The organism is Azospirillum sp. ST 5-10, from assembly GCF_051225715.1.
Taxonomy (GTDB): domain Bacteria; phylum Pseudomonadota; class Alphaproteobacteria; order Azospirillales; family Azospirillaceae; genus Azospirillum.
The window spans coordinates 419,440-436,210 of record NZ_JBPJSP010000002.1 but is presented as its reverse complement, the minus strand read 5'-3'; the positions used below and the strand labels follow the sequence as shown (position 1 = coordinate 436,210).

Annotated in this window: 12 protein-coding genes; 3 read left to right on the top strand and 9 right to left on the bottom strand. The window is 73.4% G+C overall.

The genetic code is table 11. The annotated features are described in order from the left end of the window. Window positions 1-737, bottom strand: a 737-nt coding sequence (locus tag ACSBPG_RS04320) for an aldehyde dehydrogenase family protein (RefSeq protein ID WP_435535878.1), incomplete at its 3' end; no start/stop codon positions are given. A 352-nt stretch (window positions 738-1,089) separates the two neighbouring features. Here ACSBPG_RS04320 and ACSBPG_RS04315 point away from each other — a divergent pair. The 3 genes from ACSBPG_RS04315 to ACSBPG_RS04305 are packed head-to-tail and all read left to right on the top strand — an operon-like array spanning window position 1,090 to window position 7,234. Next, on the top strand, window positions 1,090-2,598 hold the full coding sequence (locus ACSBPG_RS04315; protein WP_435535877.1) for a bifunctional metallophosphatase/5'-nucleotidase: 1,509 nt from the start codon (window positions 1,090-1,092) through the stop codon (window positions 2,596-2,598). Then, window positions 2,595-6,032 (top strand): response regulator, encoded by a 3,438-nt coding sequence (locus ACSBPG_RS04310; protein ID WP_435535876.1) that lies wholly within the window; start codon window positions 2,595-2,597, stop codon window positions 6,030-6,032. Before ACSBPG_RS04315 ends, ACSBPG_RS04310 begins: the two co-directional genes overlap by 4 nt. Further along, the gene (locus ACSBPG_RS04305) at window positions 6,029-7,234 is read left to right on the top strand and encodes a sensor histidine kinase (RefSeq protein WP_435535875.1); all 1,206 of its coding nucleotides are present in this window, start codon (window positions 6,029-6,031) and stop codon (window positions 7,232-7,234) included. Before ACSBPG_RS04310 ends, ACSBPG_RS04305 begins: the two co-directional genes overlap by 4 nt. Here the strand turns inward: ACSBPG_RS04305 and ACSBPG_RS04300 are convergent. The 8 genes from ACSBPG_RS04300 to ACSBPG_RS04265 all read right to left on the bottom strand — a co-directional run bounded on the left by ACSBPG_RS04300 (window position 7,221) and on the right by ACSBPG_RS04265 (window position 16,717). Continuing rightward, window positions 7,221-8,912, bottom strand: coding sequence for a methyl-accepting chemotaxis protein (locus ACSBPG_RS04300; protein ID WP_435535874.1), 1,692 nt, complete (start codon window positions 8,910-8,912; stop codon window positions 7,221-7,223). The two genes, ACSBPG_RS04305 and ACSBPG_RS04300, sit on opposite strands and share 14 nt — an antisense overlap. A gap of 237 nt (window positions 8,913-9,149) precedes the next feature. Further along, window positions 9,150-9,773 carry a HutD/Ves family protein gene (locus ACSBPG_RS04295; RefSeq protein ID WP_435535873.1) on the bottom strand — a complete coding sequence of 208 codons (624 nt, stop codon included), beginning with the start codon at window positions 9,771-9,773 and terminating at the stop codon, window positions 9,150-9,152. 60 nt (window positions 9,774-9,833) lie between these two features. Continuing rightward, the gene (gene hutU / locus ACSBPG_RS04290) at window positions 9,834-11,507 is read right to left on the bottom strand and encodes a urocanate hydratase (protein ID WP_435535872.1); all 1,674 of its coding nucleotides are present in this window, start codon (window positions 11,505-11,507) and stop codon (window positions 9,834-9,836) included. Continuing rightward, window positions 11,504-12,313 (bottom strand): N-formylglutamate deformylase, encoded by an 810-nt coding sequence (gene hutG / locus ACSBPG_RS04285; RefSeq protein ID WP_435535871.1) that lies wholly within the window; start codon window positions 12,311-12,313, stop codon window positions 11,504-11,506. The genes hutU and hutG overlap by 4 nt, the downstream gene beginning before the upstream one ends. Further along, complete coding sequence (hutI, locus tag ACSBPG_RS04280) at window positions 12,310-13,533, bottom strand: imidazolonepropionase (RefSeq protein WP_435535870.1); 1,224 nt, start codon at window positions 13,531-13,533, stop codon at window positions 12,310-12,312. The genes hutG and hutI overlap by 4 nt, the downstream gene beginning before the upstream one ends. Beyond that, the gene (locus ACSBPG_RS04275) at window positions 13,530-15,038 is read right to left on the bottom strand and encodes an HAL/PAL/TAL family ammonia-lyase (protein ID WP_435535869.1); all 1,509 of its coding nucleotides are present in this window, start codon (window positions 15,036-15,038) and stop codon (window positions 13,530-13,532) included. The genes hutI and ACSBPG_RS04275 overlap by 4 nt, the downstream gene beginning before the upstream one ends. After that, a complete protein-coding gene (locus tag ACSBPG_RS04270) occupies window positions 15,031-15,867 on the bottom strand; it encodes a quaternary amine ABC transporter ATP-binding protein (protein WP_435535868.1) in 837 nt (278 codons plus the stop codon). The genes ACSBPG_RS04275 and ACSBPG_RS04270 overlap by 8 nt, the downstream gene beginning before the upstream one ends. Then, window positions 15,860-16,717: an ABC transporter permease gene (locus tag ACSBPG_RS04265; protein ID WP_435535867.1), complete on the bottom strand. Its 858-nt coding sequence runs from the start codon at window positions 16,715-16,717 to the stop codon at window positions 15,860-15,862. Before ACSBPG_RS04265 ends, ACSBPG_RS04270 begins: the two co-directional genes overlap by 8 nt. Window positions 16,718-16,771: the final 54 nt, after the last annotated feature.

Here is a 16,771-nt window from a genome sequence, read left to right as displayed (position 1 = left end):
CAGACCACGCCGTTGTCGAAGGTCTTGGACATCAGGATCGAGGCCACCGCGCGCTTGACGTCGGCGTGCTCGTCGATGACCGCCGGGGTGTTGCCCGCCCCCACGCCGATCGCCGGCTTGCCCGAGGAGTAGGCGGCCTTGACCATGCCCGGCCCGCCGGTGGCGAGGATCAGGTTGATGTCGGGATGGTGCATGAGGGCGCTGGACAGCTCCGCCGTCGGCTCGTCGATCCAGCCGATGATGTCGGCCGGCGCGCCGGCCGCCACCGCCGCCGCAAGCACCAGGCGGGCCGCCTCGCAGGTCGCCCGGCGCGCCCGCGGGTGGGGCGAGAAGACGATGCCGTTGCGCGTCTTCAGCGCGATCAGCGCCTTGAAGATCGCCGTCGACGTCGGGTTGGTGGTCGGCACGATGGCGCAGATCAGACCGACCGGCTCGGCGATCGTCAGGATCCCAGCCTCGGCGTCCTCCTCCAGAACCCCGCAGGTCTTCTCGTCCTTGTACTTGTTGTAGATGTACTCCGAGGCAAAGTGGTTCTTCACCACCTTGTCCTCCATAACCCCCATCCCCGTCTCCTCAACCGCAAGCTTCGCCAGCGGTATCCGCGCGTTCGCCGCCGCCAGAGCCGCAGACCGGAAAATCAGATCCACCCGATCCTGGGAAAAGCCCGCGTAGACCCGCTGGGCCACCTTCACCCGGGCGACGAGTTCGTCGAGTTCGGCGGGAGTCGAAACGGCCATTGCCTTCGTCCTTGTTCGGAAGGTGACGCCCGAGCACGGCGCTCGGCGGGAGAGAGCGGCACCTCGTGATGTAGTAAAGCTACATTATGGCGTTTCCGTCCGCCGGGCAAGGGCCGCGAGCGGCGAACCCCCTGGGAATCGGCGCCTTCAGGCTGCGACAAACCGCCGCTGCGGCCGCCGCCAAGGGGTCCCGGCGGGGGCTCGGCCGAGGCGGCGACGGCGCCGGTATCTGTAGTAATTCTCCATTGCCGCGGGACCACAGGCCCGGCGGCGGCGCCCCGCGCGCGAATATCTCTTGAACGCGAAGGGGCCAATGCCGGATGAACGGATCGGCAATCCGGAGACTGGCCCCATGTCGATGCACCACCCCGTCCGCCGCGCCCGCCGCCTGCTGGCCGGAGCCCTTCTCGCCGTCGCGGCGCTGGCGCTGTCCGGCCCGCGCGCCGGGGCGGCCGAGTTGTCGCTCGTCTTCACCTCGACCATGGCCGACATCGAGCCGGTGAAGGACGAGGGCGGGCTGCCGCACCTGGCGACCCTGCTGAAGGACCGCCGCGCCGCCGGCCCGACCCTGTTCCTGCACGGCGGCGCCTCGCTCGCCGCCGGCGTCCTGTCGACCTTCGACAAGGGCGCCCACATGATCGACCTGCTGAACGACCTGCAGCCCGACATGATGGCGGCGACCAAGCGCGACTTCGCCTTCGGCGAGGACGAGCTGACCCTGCGCGCCTTCGAGGCCCGTTTCCCCCTGCTCAGCGTCAACGCCGTCGACCGCGCCACCGGCGCGGTGCTGGAGGGGCTGGAGCGCGGCCTGCTGCTCGACACCGCCGTCGGCAAGATCGGCATCGCCGCCGCCATCTCGCCGGAGCTGACGGTGCAGTACATCGTGCCGCGCATCGCCGTGCGCCCGCCGGCCGAGACGCTGGCGGCCGAGGCCCGGGCGCTGCGCGCGCAAGGGGCCGAGTTCGTCGTCGCCATCCTCGACAACACGCCCGAGGACGTCGAGGCGCTGCGTCGGGAGCCCGCCATCGACGTGCTGCTCCAGCTCGCCGCCGCCGGCAAGGACAGCCTGGACGTCGCGGGCGGCCGCGCCTTCGGCGTCCACACCAACGTCAAGGGCTCGGCGTTCCTGCTGCGGCTCGAGCGCGGCGCCGCCGCCCCGCCGGCGGTCGCCGCGGGCGAGGTCGTCCAGCTCGCCACCCTGGCGCCGGATCCGGCCATGGAGGAGCGGATCGGCCGCTATCTCGCCCGCCTGTCGGAGCTGATGGACGTCACCGTCGGCACCACCGCCACCGAGCTCGACACCACGCGCGAGGCGGTGCGCAGCCGCGAGAACGCGTTCGGCTCGCTGGTCGCCGACGCCATGCGCGGCATCCTCGGCACCGACGTGGCGTTCTTCAACGGCGGCTCGATCCGCGGCAACCGCCGCTACGAGGCGGGCACCGTGCTGACCCGCCGCGACATCCAGCGCGAGCTGCCGTTCCGCGACTTCATCACCCGCGTGACCCTGACGGGCCGGGCCATCCGCGAGGCGCTGGAGCTGAGCGCGGCCGGCGTCGACACCCTCAAGGGCTCGTTCCTGCATCCCTCCAACCTGCGCGTCGTCTACGACCTGGAGCAGCCGGCCGGCCAACGCGTCGTCTCGGTCACCGTCGGCGGCAAGCCGCTGGACCCGGCCGCCGCCTACTCCGTGGCGCTCAGCGGATACCTGGCCCAGGGGGGCGACGCCTATGCCATGCTGAAGGCCCCGGGTGCGGTGTCGCCCAGCGAGAACGGCAAGCTCCTGTGGGAGATCATGGCGCAGCACCTGACCGAGAAGGGCACGGTGGCCCCGCAGCTCGACGGCCGCATCGCCCTGAAATGACCGGGCGGCGCAGCGGCGGCGGGCGGTTCGGGGGCCTTGCCGTGCGCGGCGGCGTCGGCCGCCGCGTCGGCATCGGCCTGCTGGTGATGGCGGGGGTGCTGCTGGGCGTCTCCGGCACGGCGCTCTACGACCTCGGCCAGTTCCGCCAGGCGCTGTCGACCCTGGCGACGGCGTCGCTGCCGCGCATCACCAGCGGCGCCGTGCTGACCGGCGACCTGCAGCAGCTCCTGTCGCAGATCACCCGCCTCGGCGCCGCCGCCAGCCACCCCGAGCGCCGGGTCGTCCTGGCGGAGCTGACGACCAAGCTCGACGCCGTCATCAGGACGGCGGGCGAGCTGGCGGGCACGGCCGGCGGCGAGACCCTGCCCGGCGTGCTGCGCACCCTGGCGCTCACCGTCCAGGACCTGGACGGGCTGGTGGCCCGCCGCATCGACGCGGCGGCGCAGGTGGACGCCGCCCTCGACGCCACCCGCACCCTGTCGGAGGACGCCGGCGCCCTGGTGGCCGAGACGCTGCCCGGCCTGCCGCCCGACCGGATGGAGTCGCTGACCGCCTGGACCAGCGAGGTCAACCGCCTGCTGAGCGACGCCATCCACGCCGGCACGTCGCGCTACCAGCGCGACGTCCGCCGCATCGAGCGGGCGGCCCGCGCCACCCTGTCGGCCCTGCCCGAGCGCTACCAGGCGCTGACGCCGGCGCGGCGGGACCGCTTCGCGGCGCTCAACGGGCGTCTGGAGACGGTCCTGCTGGGGCCCGAGGGGCTGCTGCCGACGCTGGCCGAGCGGCAGACGGCGATCGCCCGCTCCCGCGCCCTGACCCACCAGGCGCTGGTGATGGTCGAAGAGGTGGTGAAGCTGTCCCGCTCCCTGTTCGACCGGGTCAACGCCGCCGCCGCGGACGAGGCCGCCGCCCTGTCCGAGACGGTGGCGCGGCAGAACCGCGTCCTCGTCGGGCTGGCGGCGCTGGGCTTCCTGGCGGCGCTCGGCGTCCACCTCTACCTGCGCCGCTTCCTGACGTCGCGCCTGGTGCGCCTCAACGAGGCGGTGCTGGACCGCGTCGACGGGCGCGAGACGCCGCTGCCCGAGGGCGGCGGCGACGAGATCGCCACCATCTCCCGCTCGATCCGCCACTTCCTCGACGAGATCGCCCGCCGCCAGCGCGAGGTGGAGGAGGCGCGCCGGCGCGCCGAGGAGGCGTCGCGCGCCAAGGGCGAGTTCCTGGCCAACATGAGCCACGAGATCCGCACGCCGATGAACGCCATCCTCGGCCTCAGCCACCTCGCCCTGCGCGGCGACCTGCCGGAGCGGCCGCGCGGCTATCTCGCCCGCATCCGCTCCTCGGCCACGGCGCTCCTCGGCATCGTCAACGACGTGCTCGACTTCTCCAAGATCGAGGCGGGCATGCTGAGCGTCGAGCGCACCCCCTTCGAGCTCGCCGCGGTGCTGGAGAACGTGGCGGGCGTGGTCGCGCTGCGGGCCGAGGAGAAGGGGCTGGAGCTGCTGTTCCACGTCGCCGCCGACGTGCCGCCGTCCCTGGTCGGCGATCCCCTGCGGCTCGGCCAGGTGGTGCTGAACCTCGTCAACAACGCGGTCAAGTTCACCGAACGGGGCGAGGTGGTGGTCACCGTGCGGCTCGCCGCGCGCGACGGCGACGAGGCGGTGCTGGAGATCGCCGTGCGCGACACCGGCATCGGCATGACCGCCGAGGCCATGGAGCGGCTGTTCCAGTCCTTCGCCCAGGCCGACAGCTCGACCACCCGCCGCTACGGCGGCACCGGGCTGGGGCTGGCGATCAGCCGCCGCCTCGCCCTCCTGATGGGCGGCGACGTCACGGCCGAGAGCGCGCCCGGGCACGGCAGCACCTTCCGCGTCACGGTCCGCGCCGGCATCGCCGCGCCGGCGCAGGCGGCCCCGCCGCCCGGCCCGCTGCCCGCCGGCCTGCGCGTCCTCGTCGTGGACGACAACGCCACCGCCCGGACCATGCTGGCGGAGATCCTCGCCTCCTGGTCGCTGGCGGTGGAGACGGCGGCCTCCGGCCCGGCGGCGCTGACGGCGATAACGGAGGCGCGCCGCCGGGGCCAGCCATTCCGGCTGGTGCTGATGGACTGGAGCATGCCCGGCATGGACGGGCTGGAGACGGTGCGCCGCCTGCAGGCGGCGACGGACACCGGGCCGCGGCCGGCCGTGCTGATGGTCAGCGCCCATGGGCGCGAGGAGATCATGGCCGCCGCCACCGACCTGGGCGTCCAGGGATTCCTGCTGAAGCCGCTCAACGCCTCGGTGCTGCACGACAGCATCGCCGAGCTCTTCGGCGCGGCCGGCAGCCGCCGCGCGGCGCCGGCCGCCGTCGCGGTGCCGCGGGTGGCGGCGGCGCTGCGCGGCCTGCGCGTGCTGGTCGCCGACGACAACGCCATCAACCGGCAGGTGGCCCGCGAGATCCTCGAGGACGCCGGGCTGCAGGCGACCGTCGTCGGCGACGGACGCGCCGCGGTGGACCTGGCCCTCGCCGCCGGGGCCGACTTCGCGGCCCTGCTGACCGACGTGCAGATGCCCGACATGGACGGGTACGCGGTCACCCGGGCGATCCGCGCCCGGATCGGTCCCGACCGCCTGCCGATCATCGCCATGACCGCCCACGCCCTGGAGGAGGAGCGCCGCCGCTGCCTCGACGCCGGCATGGACGACCACGTGGCCAAGCCGGTGGAGCCGCAGCGCCTGGTCGCCGTCCTCGACCGCTGGCTGACGCCGCGCCCCGCCGCGGCGGCCGCACCGCTCCGGCCGGCGACGACGGCGCCGGCCCCGCCGCTGCCGGACGCGCCGCTGCCGGACGCGCTGCCGGGCTTCGACCTCGCCGCGGCGCTCGCGCGCATGAACGGCAACGCCCGCACGCTGCGCGCGGCCATCGCCGACTTTCATGCCCGCTGGGGCGAGGCCGCGGCTATGCTGCGCCGGCTGCACGAGGCGGAGGACTGGACGGCCATGGAGCGGATCGCCCACGGGGTGCGCGGAACGGCGGGAACGGTCGGTGCCGCGGCCGTATCTGCGGCGGCGGGCGCCCTTGAGGCGACCTTGCGCGAGGGCCGCACCGGCGAGGCGGCCGAGCGGCTGGCCGTCCTGGCGGCGGTGCTCGAGCCCGCCCTCGCCGCCGCCGCGTCGCTGGCCGGCGACGGCGGTGCCGCCGCGGCGCCCGCCGCGGCCGGCGGCGACCCAGCGGCGGCGGCGGCGCTGCTGGAGTCGCTGGCGGCGGCGCTGCGCGCCGGCAGCATGAAGGCGCCGGGGCACCTGGCGGCGCTGCGCACGGCCCTGGCCGGGCGCGGCTGCGACGCGCGGCTGGAGGCACTGGGCGCGGCGGTCGACGCCCTCGACTTCGCCGCCGCCGAGACGGCGCTGGCCGGCCTCGCCGCCCAGCTGGCGGCGGACGAGGTGCCGCAGTGAGCGGCCACATCCTGGTCGTCGACGACGACACCGCCACCATCCGCGCGCTGAGCGAACTGCTGGGCGACGCCCACGAGGTGCGCTTCGCCACCGCCGGCGCCCGCGCCCTGGAGCTGGCGGCCGCCGATCCGCCGGAGCTGGTGCTGCTCGACGTGGTGATGCCGGGCCTCGACGGCTACGCCGTGTGCCGCCGCCTGAAGGCGGACCCGGCGACCGCCGACGTTCCCGTCATCTTCATCACCGCGCTGGCGAGTCCCGAGGAGGAGGCCCTGGGGCTGGAGACCGGCGCCGTCGACTACGTCACCAAGCCCTTCAGCCCGGCGATCGTGCGCGCCCGGGTCGCCACCCACCTGTCGCTGCGCCGGGCCAGCCGGTCCCTGCGCGACCAGAACCGCCACCTGGAGGAGCTGGTGCAGGAGCGCACGCGCAAGCTGGCGCAGGCCGAGCGGGAGAAGATGGCCGCGCTGCGCCGCCTCGTCGCCGGGGTGGCGCACGAGATCAACACCCCCATCGGCGTGGCGCTGGGCAGCGCCTCCCACCTCGCCGACCGTGTCGCCGCGCTGTCGCGGCAGGCGGCGGACAACAGCCTGCGCCGCGCCGATCTGACCCGGTTCCTGGCGACCGCCGGGGATCTGGCGGCGCTGCTGTCGACCAACATCGCCCGGGCCGGCGACCTGGTGCGCCTGTTCAAGGAGGTGAGCGCCGACCTGCACGGGCGTCGCCGCACCTTCGCCCTCGCGCCCTTCCTGGAGGAGACCGCGGCCGGCCTGGTTCCGCTGGCCTCCGCGGCCGGCCACCGCCTCGGCGTCGTCTGCCCCGCCGGCCTGACCATGGAGAGCGAACCGGCGGTGCTCGCCGCCGTCCTCGACCAGCTCGTCCGCAACGCGGTCGAGCACGCCTACGCGCCCGGCACGGCCGGCCGGATCACCCTCAGCGCCGCGCCCGACGGAGCGGACGGCGTCGCCGTGGCGGTCGCCGACGACGGCGGCGGGCTACCGCCGGAGCTGGCCGACCGCATCTGGGAGCCCTTCTTCACCACCCGCCGCGCCGCCGGCTCGGTCGGGCTCGGCCTCAGCATCGTCTACAACCTGGTCACCGACCGGCTCGCCGGCGCCATCGAGGCCACCGCCGCCGAGCAAGGCACCGGGACGCGCATGCTCCTGCGTCTGCCGGCCCGCCCGCCGGCGGTCACGCCGCCTTGATGGCGGCGAGGAACCGTTCGACCTCGCCGCGCAGCGTCTCCGCCTGCTGGGCCAGCTCGCCGGCGGCGCCGAGGACCTGCTGGGACGCGGCGCCCGTCTCGCGGGCGGCGTGCGTCACCTGGATGATGTTGGTGGAGACCTCCTGGGTTCCGGACGCCGCCTGCTGGACGTTGCGCGAGATCTCGGTCGTCGTGGCCCCCTGCTCCTCGATGGCCGCGGCGATCGCCGCGGACACGTCGTTGATCTGGCCGATGGTGCCGCCGATGCCGGCGATGGCGTCGACGGCGCCGCCGGTAGCCGCCTGGATCGCGGCGATCTGCGCCGAGATCTCCTCGGTCGCCCGCGCCGTCTGGCTGGCCAGGCTCTTCACCTCGCCGGCGACCACCGCGAATCCCTTGCCGGCCTCGCCGGCGCGCGCCGCCTCGATCGTCGCGTTCAGGGCCAGCAGGTTGGTCTGGGCGGCGATGTTGGTGATCAGGCCGACCACGTCGCCGATCCTCTGCGCCGCTTCCGCCAGCCCCTGGACCGTGTCGTTGGTGCGGCCCGCCTCCGCGACCGCCCGTCCGGCGATCTCCGACGACCGCGTCACCTGCTGCCCGATCTCCCGGATCGACGCCGCCATCTCCTCCGATGCCGTGGCGACGGTCTGCACGTTGGCGCTCGTCTGCTCCGCCGCGGCCGCCACGGCGGCCGACTGGGTGTTGGTCTGGTGCGCCATCGCCGCCATGCTCTGGGCCGTGGCGTCCAGCTCCGAGGCGGCCGAGGCCACCGTCCGCAGCGCCGCCGTCGCCATCCCTTCGAAATCGGCGACCAGACGGTCCACGGCCTCGGCGCGCCGCTCCTTGACCGCCTGCTCGGCGGCCTGCTCGGCGGCAAGACGGTCGGCCCGGATCAGCCCGTCCTTGAAAATCTGCACCGCCCGCGCCATGGCGCCGATCTCGTCCTTGCGCTCGGTCCCGACGACCTCGGTCGTCAGCTCGCGTCCGGCGAGACGCTCCATGATCCCGGTCATGAGCTGGATCGGCTTCGACACCGTGGCGATGATGATCCAGCCGGACAGCAGGCAGACCGCCGCGACCAGCGCCACCATGACGGCGATCATCCCCTTGCTGCTGTCGTAGACGGCCGCACCCCGATCCGCCGCGTCCTTGCCATTCTTGACGTTGAACGCGACGAGGTCCTGGAGCAGCGTCCTGGCCTGCCGGAACTCGACGCGCGAGTCGCCGCGGTACAGTTCACCGGCCGCCGCGATGTCGTTCTGGCGTGACAAGGGCAGGAGCTTCTCCCGGCTGAGCGTCAGGTAGCGCTGCCAGTTCTCGGAAAATTTCCGGTAGGTTTCCGCCTCGTAGCCGGGCGTGATGAGCAGTTCGTACTGCGCGAGCTGCGACGCCAGCTCCTCCAGCGCGGACGCCATGGTCTTCTCCTCGGTGGCCATGGCGTCCTGCGAGGTGGACGTGACGTGAGCGCTCTCGAGGATTCGATAATATTCGACGTTGCCGAGGATCATGCCGATCAGGCCGACGCTCGGCAACCAGTTGTCGCGCACCTCCGCGGCTTCCGCGTTGACGGTGGACAGACGGTTGACGGAGAACGCCCCAAGCCCGACGACGGAGACGATGATCACAAGAAACGCCGCTATGGCCTTCACTCGAACGCTGATGTCGGACGCCCGGCCCATCGAATACCCCCTGGATTGAATGGACACCATGGATTCCGGGACGCCTTTTCCACGCTCGCGTCGGCGCGCCGGCGATCCCGGGGTCGGTGCCGGTTCTGCCAGCAAGCGGTGTGCCAACCGTTCGTCCGCGTGTCCCCAGGCGGCGCAAGACCCGGGCCGGCCTTGCGCCGTCGCGCTTTGCCCAGGATCGGCGGGTGCGGGCAAACTGCGGTGCGCTTTGCGAATCGGCGGCGCCCGTCAACGCCCGCCCGCCGCCCGCTCCTCGTCCGGTGCCGCTCCGCCTCCGGACGCGCGGTCGACGTCGACGATGTAGAGGACGGCCGTCGGGTCGTCGGAGCGGACGACGCAGGTTTCGCCCTGCCGCAGCACCACCGCGTCGTGGGCGCCGGCCGCGCACACCCCCTGCTCCGTCTCGATCACGCGGGGGCTGAGGAGGAACAGGAGGGTCCACGGGCTCGTCGCGACGAAAGTGTCGCGATCGAACGGCAGGCTCCGGCGGACGGCGTGCCGGTAGCGGTCCCGCCGGGTCATGACGTTGAGGTCGAGGATCGGGCCGTCGGGCAGGCGGGCCGCGGTCGGCACGTCGGCGGGAAAGGCGAGCGGCGGCGCGTGCGGAGTCAGGCGGTGCGTGCCGCGTCCGTCGACGTCGAGATCCATGGCGCGGCCGGCGAGCAGCGACAGGGTGCGGTCGACCCCGGGGAACACGGAGAAGGGGCCGTCCTGGGCGACGCGCGCCATGCTGACGCGCCAGCCGAAATCGTCCAGCCCGGCTCCTTCCGGGAACACGGCGACCTCCGTCGTCTCGCCGCCCCCGTTCTTCCAGGGCATGCGCTTGTGGTCGCGCGCGCGCAGGATCTGCATGGGTCTTCCATCCGTTGCGGAGCGGCGGGCCGCCCGTCGGCGACGGGCGGCCCGGCCGTATCAGGTCCCCAGGATGCCGGGGAGGCGCAGCCCGTGTTCGCGCGCGCAGTCCAGGGCGATGTCGTAGCCGGCGTCGGCGTGACGCATCACCCCGGTCGCCGGGTCGTTCCACAGCACCCGGGCGATGCGCTCGTCGGCCTCGGCCGTGCCGTCGCAGCAGATCACCATGCCGGAATGCTGGGAGTAGCCCATGCCGACACCGCCGCCATGGTGCAGCGACACCCAGGTGGCGCCCGACGCGGTGTTGAGCAGCGCGTTCAGCAGAGGCCAGTCGGAGACGGCGTCGGAGCCGTCCTTCATCGCCTCCGTCTCGCGGTTGGGCGAGGCGACGGAGCCGGAGTCGAGATGGTCGCGGCCGATCACCACCGGCGCCTTCAGCTCGCCGTTGCGCACCATCTCGTTGAAGGCCAGCCCCAGCCGGTGGCGGTCGCCGAGCCCGACCCAGCAGATGCGCGCCGGCAGGCCCTGGAAGGCGATGCGCTCGCGCGCCATGTCGAGCCAGCGGTGCAGGTGGTCGTTGTCCGGCAGCAGCTCCTTGACCTTCGCGTCGGTCCGGTAGATGTCCTCCGGGTCGCCGGACAGGGCGGCCCAACGGAACGGGCCGATGCCGCGGCAGAACAGCGGCCGGATGTAGGCCGGCACGAAGCCGGGGAAGGCGAAGGCCTCCTCCAGCCCCTCGTCCTTGGCCATCTGGCGGATGTTGTTGCCGTAGTCGAAGGTCGGCACGCCCGCCTTGCAGAAGGCGAGCATGGCCTCGACGTGGGTGCGCATCGACGCCCGGGCGGCCGCCTCCACCGCCTTGGGATCGCTCTCGCGCTTGGCCCTCCACTGCGCCATGGTCCAGCCGGCGGGCAGGTAGCCGTTGATCGGGTCGTGGGCGGAGGTCTGGTCGGTCAGCAGGTCGGGGCGGATGCCGCGCCGCACCATCTCGGGCAGGACCTCGGCGGCGTTGCCGAGCAGGGCGACCGAGCGGGCCTCGCCGGCCGCCGTCCAGCGCTCGATCATCGCCATCGCCTCGTCCAGCGTCTCCGCCTTCTCGTCGACGTAGCGGGTGCGCAGGCGGAAGTCGATGGACTCCGGGTTGCATTCGACGGCGAGGCAGCAGGCGCCGGCCATGACCGCCGCCAGCGGCTGGGCGCCGCCCATGCCGCCGAGGCCGGCGGTCAGCAGCCAGCGGCCGCGCAGGCTGCCGTCGTAGTGCTGGCGCCCCGCCTCGGCGAAGGTCTCGTAGGTCCCCTGGACGATGCCCTGGGTGCCGATGTAGATCCACGACCCCGCCGTCATCTGGCCGTACATGGCGAGGCCGCGCCGGTCGAGCTCGTTGAAATGGTCCCAGGTCGCCCAGCGCGGCACCAGGTTGGAGTTGGCGATCAGCACCCGCGGCGCCCCCTTGTGGGTGCGGAAGACGCCGACCGGCTTGCCCGACTGCACCAGCAGCGTCTCGTCCTCGTCCAGCGCGCGCAGGGTGGCGACGATGGTGTCGAAGTCGCGCCAGGTGCGGGCCGCGCGGCCGATGCCGCCGTAGACGACCAGCTCGTTCGGGTTCTCCGCGACGTCCGGGTCCAGGTTGTTCATCAGCATGCGCAGCGGGGCTTCGGTCAGCCAGCTCTTGGCCGTCAGCGTCGTCCCTCGCGGCGCCCGGATCTCGCGAACGTTGTGACGCGGGTTGCTCATGGGGTCTGTCCTTTGAGTGAATGGGCGATCGTCTCGAGCCCGGAAAGCACGGCCTGCAGGACACCGCGCAGACGCCCGGCCTTCTCGTCGTCGTAGCCGAAGGGCGGTTCCTCGGCGGCCAGGTGGGTGGACTGGGCGAGCTCCATCTGGACGGCGTGGACGCCGGTCTCGGGGCGGCCGAGGTGGCGCGTCGTCCAGCCGCCCCGGAAGCGGCCGTTCACCACGCTGGTGTAGCCGGCCGCGGCGGCGCACGTCGCCGCCACGTGCCCCTGCAGCCGGGGATCGCAGGTGCGGCCGCCGTCCGTCCCGATGTTGAAGTCCGGCAGGACGCCGTCGAACAGGTAGGGGACGCGCGAGCGGATCGAGTGGCAGTCGTACACCACGGCGACGCCGTGCAGCGCCTTCACCCGGTCGATCTCGGCCCGGAGCGCCGCGTGGTAGGGCGCGTGGAAGGCCGCGGTCCGGCGCCGGATCTCCGCCGCGTCCGGCTCCCGCCCCGGCAGCCAGATCGGCTGGCCGTCGAAGTCGGTGGTCGGCACCAGCCCAGTCGTGTTCTGGCCGGGATAGAGGCTGTCCCCCGACGGGTCCCGGTTGGCGTCGATCACGTAGCGGTGGAAGGTCGCGCGCACGGTGGTCGCGCCGGGCAGCAGCCCGGCGTAGAGACGGTGGACGTGCCAGTCCGTGTCGCGCAGCCGCAGTCCCTCGTCGTTCAGGCGCTCGGCGACGTCGGGCGGCACGTCGGTGCCGGTGTGGGGGAACGCCAGGATGACGGGCGATCCGCCCCGCTGGATCTCGACGGGGGTCATGGGTCGATCCTCCGGCCGCGGAAGAAGCGGCTGTGCAGGGGGTTGAAGCCGATGCGGCCGACCAGCTCGGCGGGCCGGCCGATGTCCCAGACCGCGAGGTCGGCGGCCTTGCCGGCCTCCAGCGTGCCGATCTCGCCGAGGCGGCCGAGCGCCCGGGCGGCCTCGCGCGTCACCCCGGCGACGCACTCCTCCACCGTCATCCGGAACAGGGTGGCGCCCATGTTCATGGTCAGCAGCAGCGAGGTCAGCGGCGACGTCCCGGGATTGCAGTCGGTGGCCAGCGCCATCCGCGTTCCCGCCGCGCGGAACAGCGCGACCGGCGGCTGGCGGGTCTCGCGCAGGAAGTAGTAGGCCCCGGGCAGGAGCACCGCGACCGTGCCGGCGGCCGCCATCCGTGCGGCGTCCTCGGCGTCGCAGTGCTCCAGGTGGTCGGCCGACAGGGCGCCGAACGAGGCGGCGAGCCGCGCCCCCCCCTGGTGCGAGAGCTGCTCGGCGTGCAGCTTGACCGGCAGGCCGAGCGCGCGGGCGTGGGCGAACAGCTCGGCCATCTCGGCGGCGGAGAAGGCGATGCCCTCGCAGAACCCGTCCACCGCGTCCACCAGCCCGCGGCGGTGCGCCTCGTCGAGGCCGGGGATCGCCACCTCGCGGATGTAGTCGGCGTTGCGCCCCTTGTACGCCGCCGGCGTGGCGTGGGCGGCGAGCCAGCTGGTGACGATGCGCACCGGCCGATGGGTCTCGAGGCGGCGGGCCGCCTCCAGCATCCGGCACTCGGAGTCGATGTCGAGGCCGTAGCCCGACTTCACCTCCACCGTCGTCACCCCTTCGGCCAGCAGGGCGTCCAGGCGCGGCAGCGCCTCGGCGACCAGGGCGTCGACCGACAGCGCCCGGGTCGCCTGCAGGGTGGCGTTGATGCCGCCGCCGGCGCGGGCGATCTCCTCGTAGCCGGCGCCGTTCAGGCGCATCTCGAACTCGTTGGTGCGGTTGCCGCCGTGCACCAGATGGGTGTGGCAGTCCACCAGCCCGGGCGTCACCCAGCGGCCCGCCAGGTCGACGGTCTCGTCGGCCGCGCCGCCGGCCAGGGCGCCGGCCAGGCCGTCCCGCGGCCCGACGTAGCCGAGCCGCTCGCCGTCGATCAGGACGGCGCCGTCCTCGACGACCCCCAGCCCGGGGCGGTCGGCGGCGAGCGTGGCGAGACGCGCGTTGGTCAGCAGCCGTTTCATCGGGTGCCCTCTTGCGTGGCGGGAGGGTGGAGGCGCAGGGACTCCGCCATGGCGGCGAGGTCCAGGCTCATGGGGCGGTCGTCGGCGTAGGCGGGAATGTGGGCACGCACGAAGCGGTAGAGGGCGTCGGTGCCCGCCGCCCGCGGCCGCGGCGCCGGCTGCAGGTCGTACGCCTGGGCCGCCGCCAGCGCCTCGATGGCCAGGATCTGCTCGACGTTGTCGAGGATCGACAGCAGCTTCAGCGCCGCCGGGGTGGCGTGCGTCAGCATGTCCTCCTGCTGGCCCGAGGTGATGCCGCCGTCGAGACTGGCCGGCGCCGCCAGACGGCGGCTCTCCGCCACCAGGGCGACCGCCGTGTACTGGGTGATCATGAAGCCCGACGTCACCCCGCTGCTGCCGGTCAGGAAGGGAGGCAGGCCGCTGACCAGCGGGTTGACCAGCCGGTCGAGCCGGCGCTCGGCGATGACGGCGAGCTGCGCCGCCGCCGTCGCCAGGGAGTCGAGCGCCAGGCCGAGGGCCGCGCCGACGGCGTGGGCCTGGGAGTGCACCAGCGGCGCCTCCGGGGTGCCGCTCACCGCGGGGTTGTCGGTCACGCTCTCCAGCTCGCGGTCGACGGTGTCCGCCACCTGGGCGAAGACGTCGCGCGCCGCGCCGTGGACGTGGGGTGTCGCCCGCAGGCTGAGGGGGTCCTGGGTGCGCGACCCCGCCGTCCCCGCCAGCATGGCGCTGCCGCCGAGCAAGGCCCGCATGCGCGCACCGACCTCCTGCAGCCCGGCCGAGCGGCGCAGGGCGAGCGCCCCTTCGGCGAAGACCTCGGCCTGGCAGCCCAGGTTCTCGTAGGTCATGGCGGCGACGGCGTCGGCCCAGTCGAGCAGGCGCGCCATGCGGGCCAGCGCCACGCAGGCGAGGCCGGTGGCGCACGGCGTCCCGTTCACCAGGCTGAGCCCTTCCTTGGCGCCCAGGACCAGCGGGCGCAGGCCGGCCCGCGCCATGGCCTCGGCGCCCGGGATGCGCTCGCCGCGGTGGACCGCGAAGCCCTCGCCGATGAGGACGATGCCGACGGCGGCGGTGTGGGTGAGATAGCCCACGGACCCGCGCGCCGGCACCACGGGCAGGACGTCCGCCGCCAGGAGCGCGCGCAGCGCGTCCACCACCTCCAGGCGGATGCCGGAATAGCCGTGGGCGAAGTTGGCGACCTGGGCCGTCATGACCGCCCGGGTCTCCGCCCGCCCCAGCGGCGCGCCGACGCCGCAGGCGTGGCTGAGCAGGATGTTGCGCGACAGCGCCTGCTGGCGCTCCAGGTCGATCACCACGTCGCACAGCGCGCCGACGCCGGTGTTGATGCCGTAGCCGCGGGTGTTGCGCGCCACCAGGGCGTCGACCAGGGCGCGCGAGCGGGCGACGCGCTGCCGCGCGGCCGGGGAGAGCTCCAGCGCCGCGCCCTCGGCGACGGCGGCGACCTCGCGCCAGCCGAGCGGCGCGTCGAGGCACACCACGTCAGGCATGGGCGGCCCCGTCGGCCTGGAACTGTCCCCGGCGGCGCACGAAGCGGGCGACGTAGTCGTTGGCGGGGTTCTTCAGGATGTCCTCCGGCGCGCCGACCTGGACGACGCGGCCGTCCTTGAGGATCGCGATCTCCGATCCGATCCGCAGGGCCTCCTCCAGGTCGTGGGTGATGAACACGATGGTCTTCCTCAGGTCGCGCTGCAGCTCCAGGAGCTGGTCCTGCATGTCGCTGCGGATCAGCGGGTCCAGTGCGCTGAACGCCTCGTCCATCAGGATCACGTCGGTGTCGGCGGCGAGCGCGCGGGCCAGGCCGACCCGCTGCTTCATGCCGCCGGAGAGCTGGTGCGGGAACTTGTCCTCGTAGCCGGCGAGCCCCACCCGCTCGATCCACTTCATGCCGATGGGGCGGGCGTCGCGCCTGGAGACGCCGCGCACGCGCTGGCCGTAGACGACGTTCTGCAGCACGGTGCGGTGGGGCAGCAGGCCGAAGCTCTGGAACACCATGCTGACGCGGTGCATGCGGAACTCGCGCAGCGCCTTGCGGTCGAGGCCGAGGATGTCGCGGCCGTCGAAGCGCAGCTCGCCGCTGGTCGGCTCGATCAGCCGGTTGACGTGGCGCACCAGGGTCGACTTCCCCGACCCCGACAGCCCCATGATGACGAAGATGCGGCCGCCGCCGATGTCCAGGCTGACGTCGTTGAGACCGACGCTGCAGCCGGTGCGCGCGAGGATCTCGTCCTTGTCCGCGCCGTCCCGGGCCATCGCCAGGGCGCGCTCGGCGTGCGACCCGAAGATCTTGTAAACGTTGCGGATTTCGATGTCAGCCATGGCCTTGCTCGTGGTTGCGCGGGCGCCCGAAGCCCTGGGTGACGCGGTCGAGGACGATGGCGAGGATGGTGATGCCGAGCCCGGCCTCCAGGCCCTTGCCGACATCGAGCGTCTGGATGCCGTTCAGCACCTGCTCGCCCAGGCCGCGCGCGCCGATCATCGAGGCGACGACGACCATCGACAGCGCCATCATGATCGTCTGGTTCAGGCCGGCCATGATCGTCGGCGTCGCCAGCGGCAGCTCGACCCCGAACAGGAGCTGCGCCCGCCCGCCGCCGAAGGCCTTGGCGGCCTCGACGACCTCGCGGTCGACGTGGCGGATGCCGAGGTCGGTCAGGCGGATCAGCGGCGGCACGGCGTAGATGATGGTGGCCAGCACCGCCGGCACCTTGCCGAGGCCGAACAGCATGATCGCCGGGATCAGGTAGACGAAGCTCGGCATGGTCTGCATGACGTCGAGCACCGGCAGGGTGACGTTGCGCACGACCGTGCTCTTGGCGAGCCAGATGCCCATGGGGACGCCGACCAGCACCGAGATGGCCGTCGCCATCAGCATCAGCGCCAGGGTCTGCATGGTGAGGTCCCACAGGCCGAGGACGCCGACCAGGAACAGCAGCACGGCCACCGCCACGGCGAGGGCCGGCCGGCGCGTCGCCTGCCACGCCAGGCCGGCGAAGGCGAGGATGACGACCCACCACGGCAGCCCGCGCAGGACCCATTCGACGGCCAGGATCGCCTGCAGGATCGTCTGCGAGATGGACTTGAAGACGAAGCCGTAGTGGATGACCAGGAACTGGACGAACGCGTTGATCGGCTCGCGGATGGAAACGTGCAGGGAATCGGGGAACATCGTGACGTCCTTCGGTCGCAGGGCCCGGGGCCTGGCGCGTGGGCTTCGAACTCA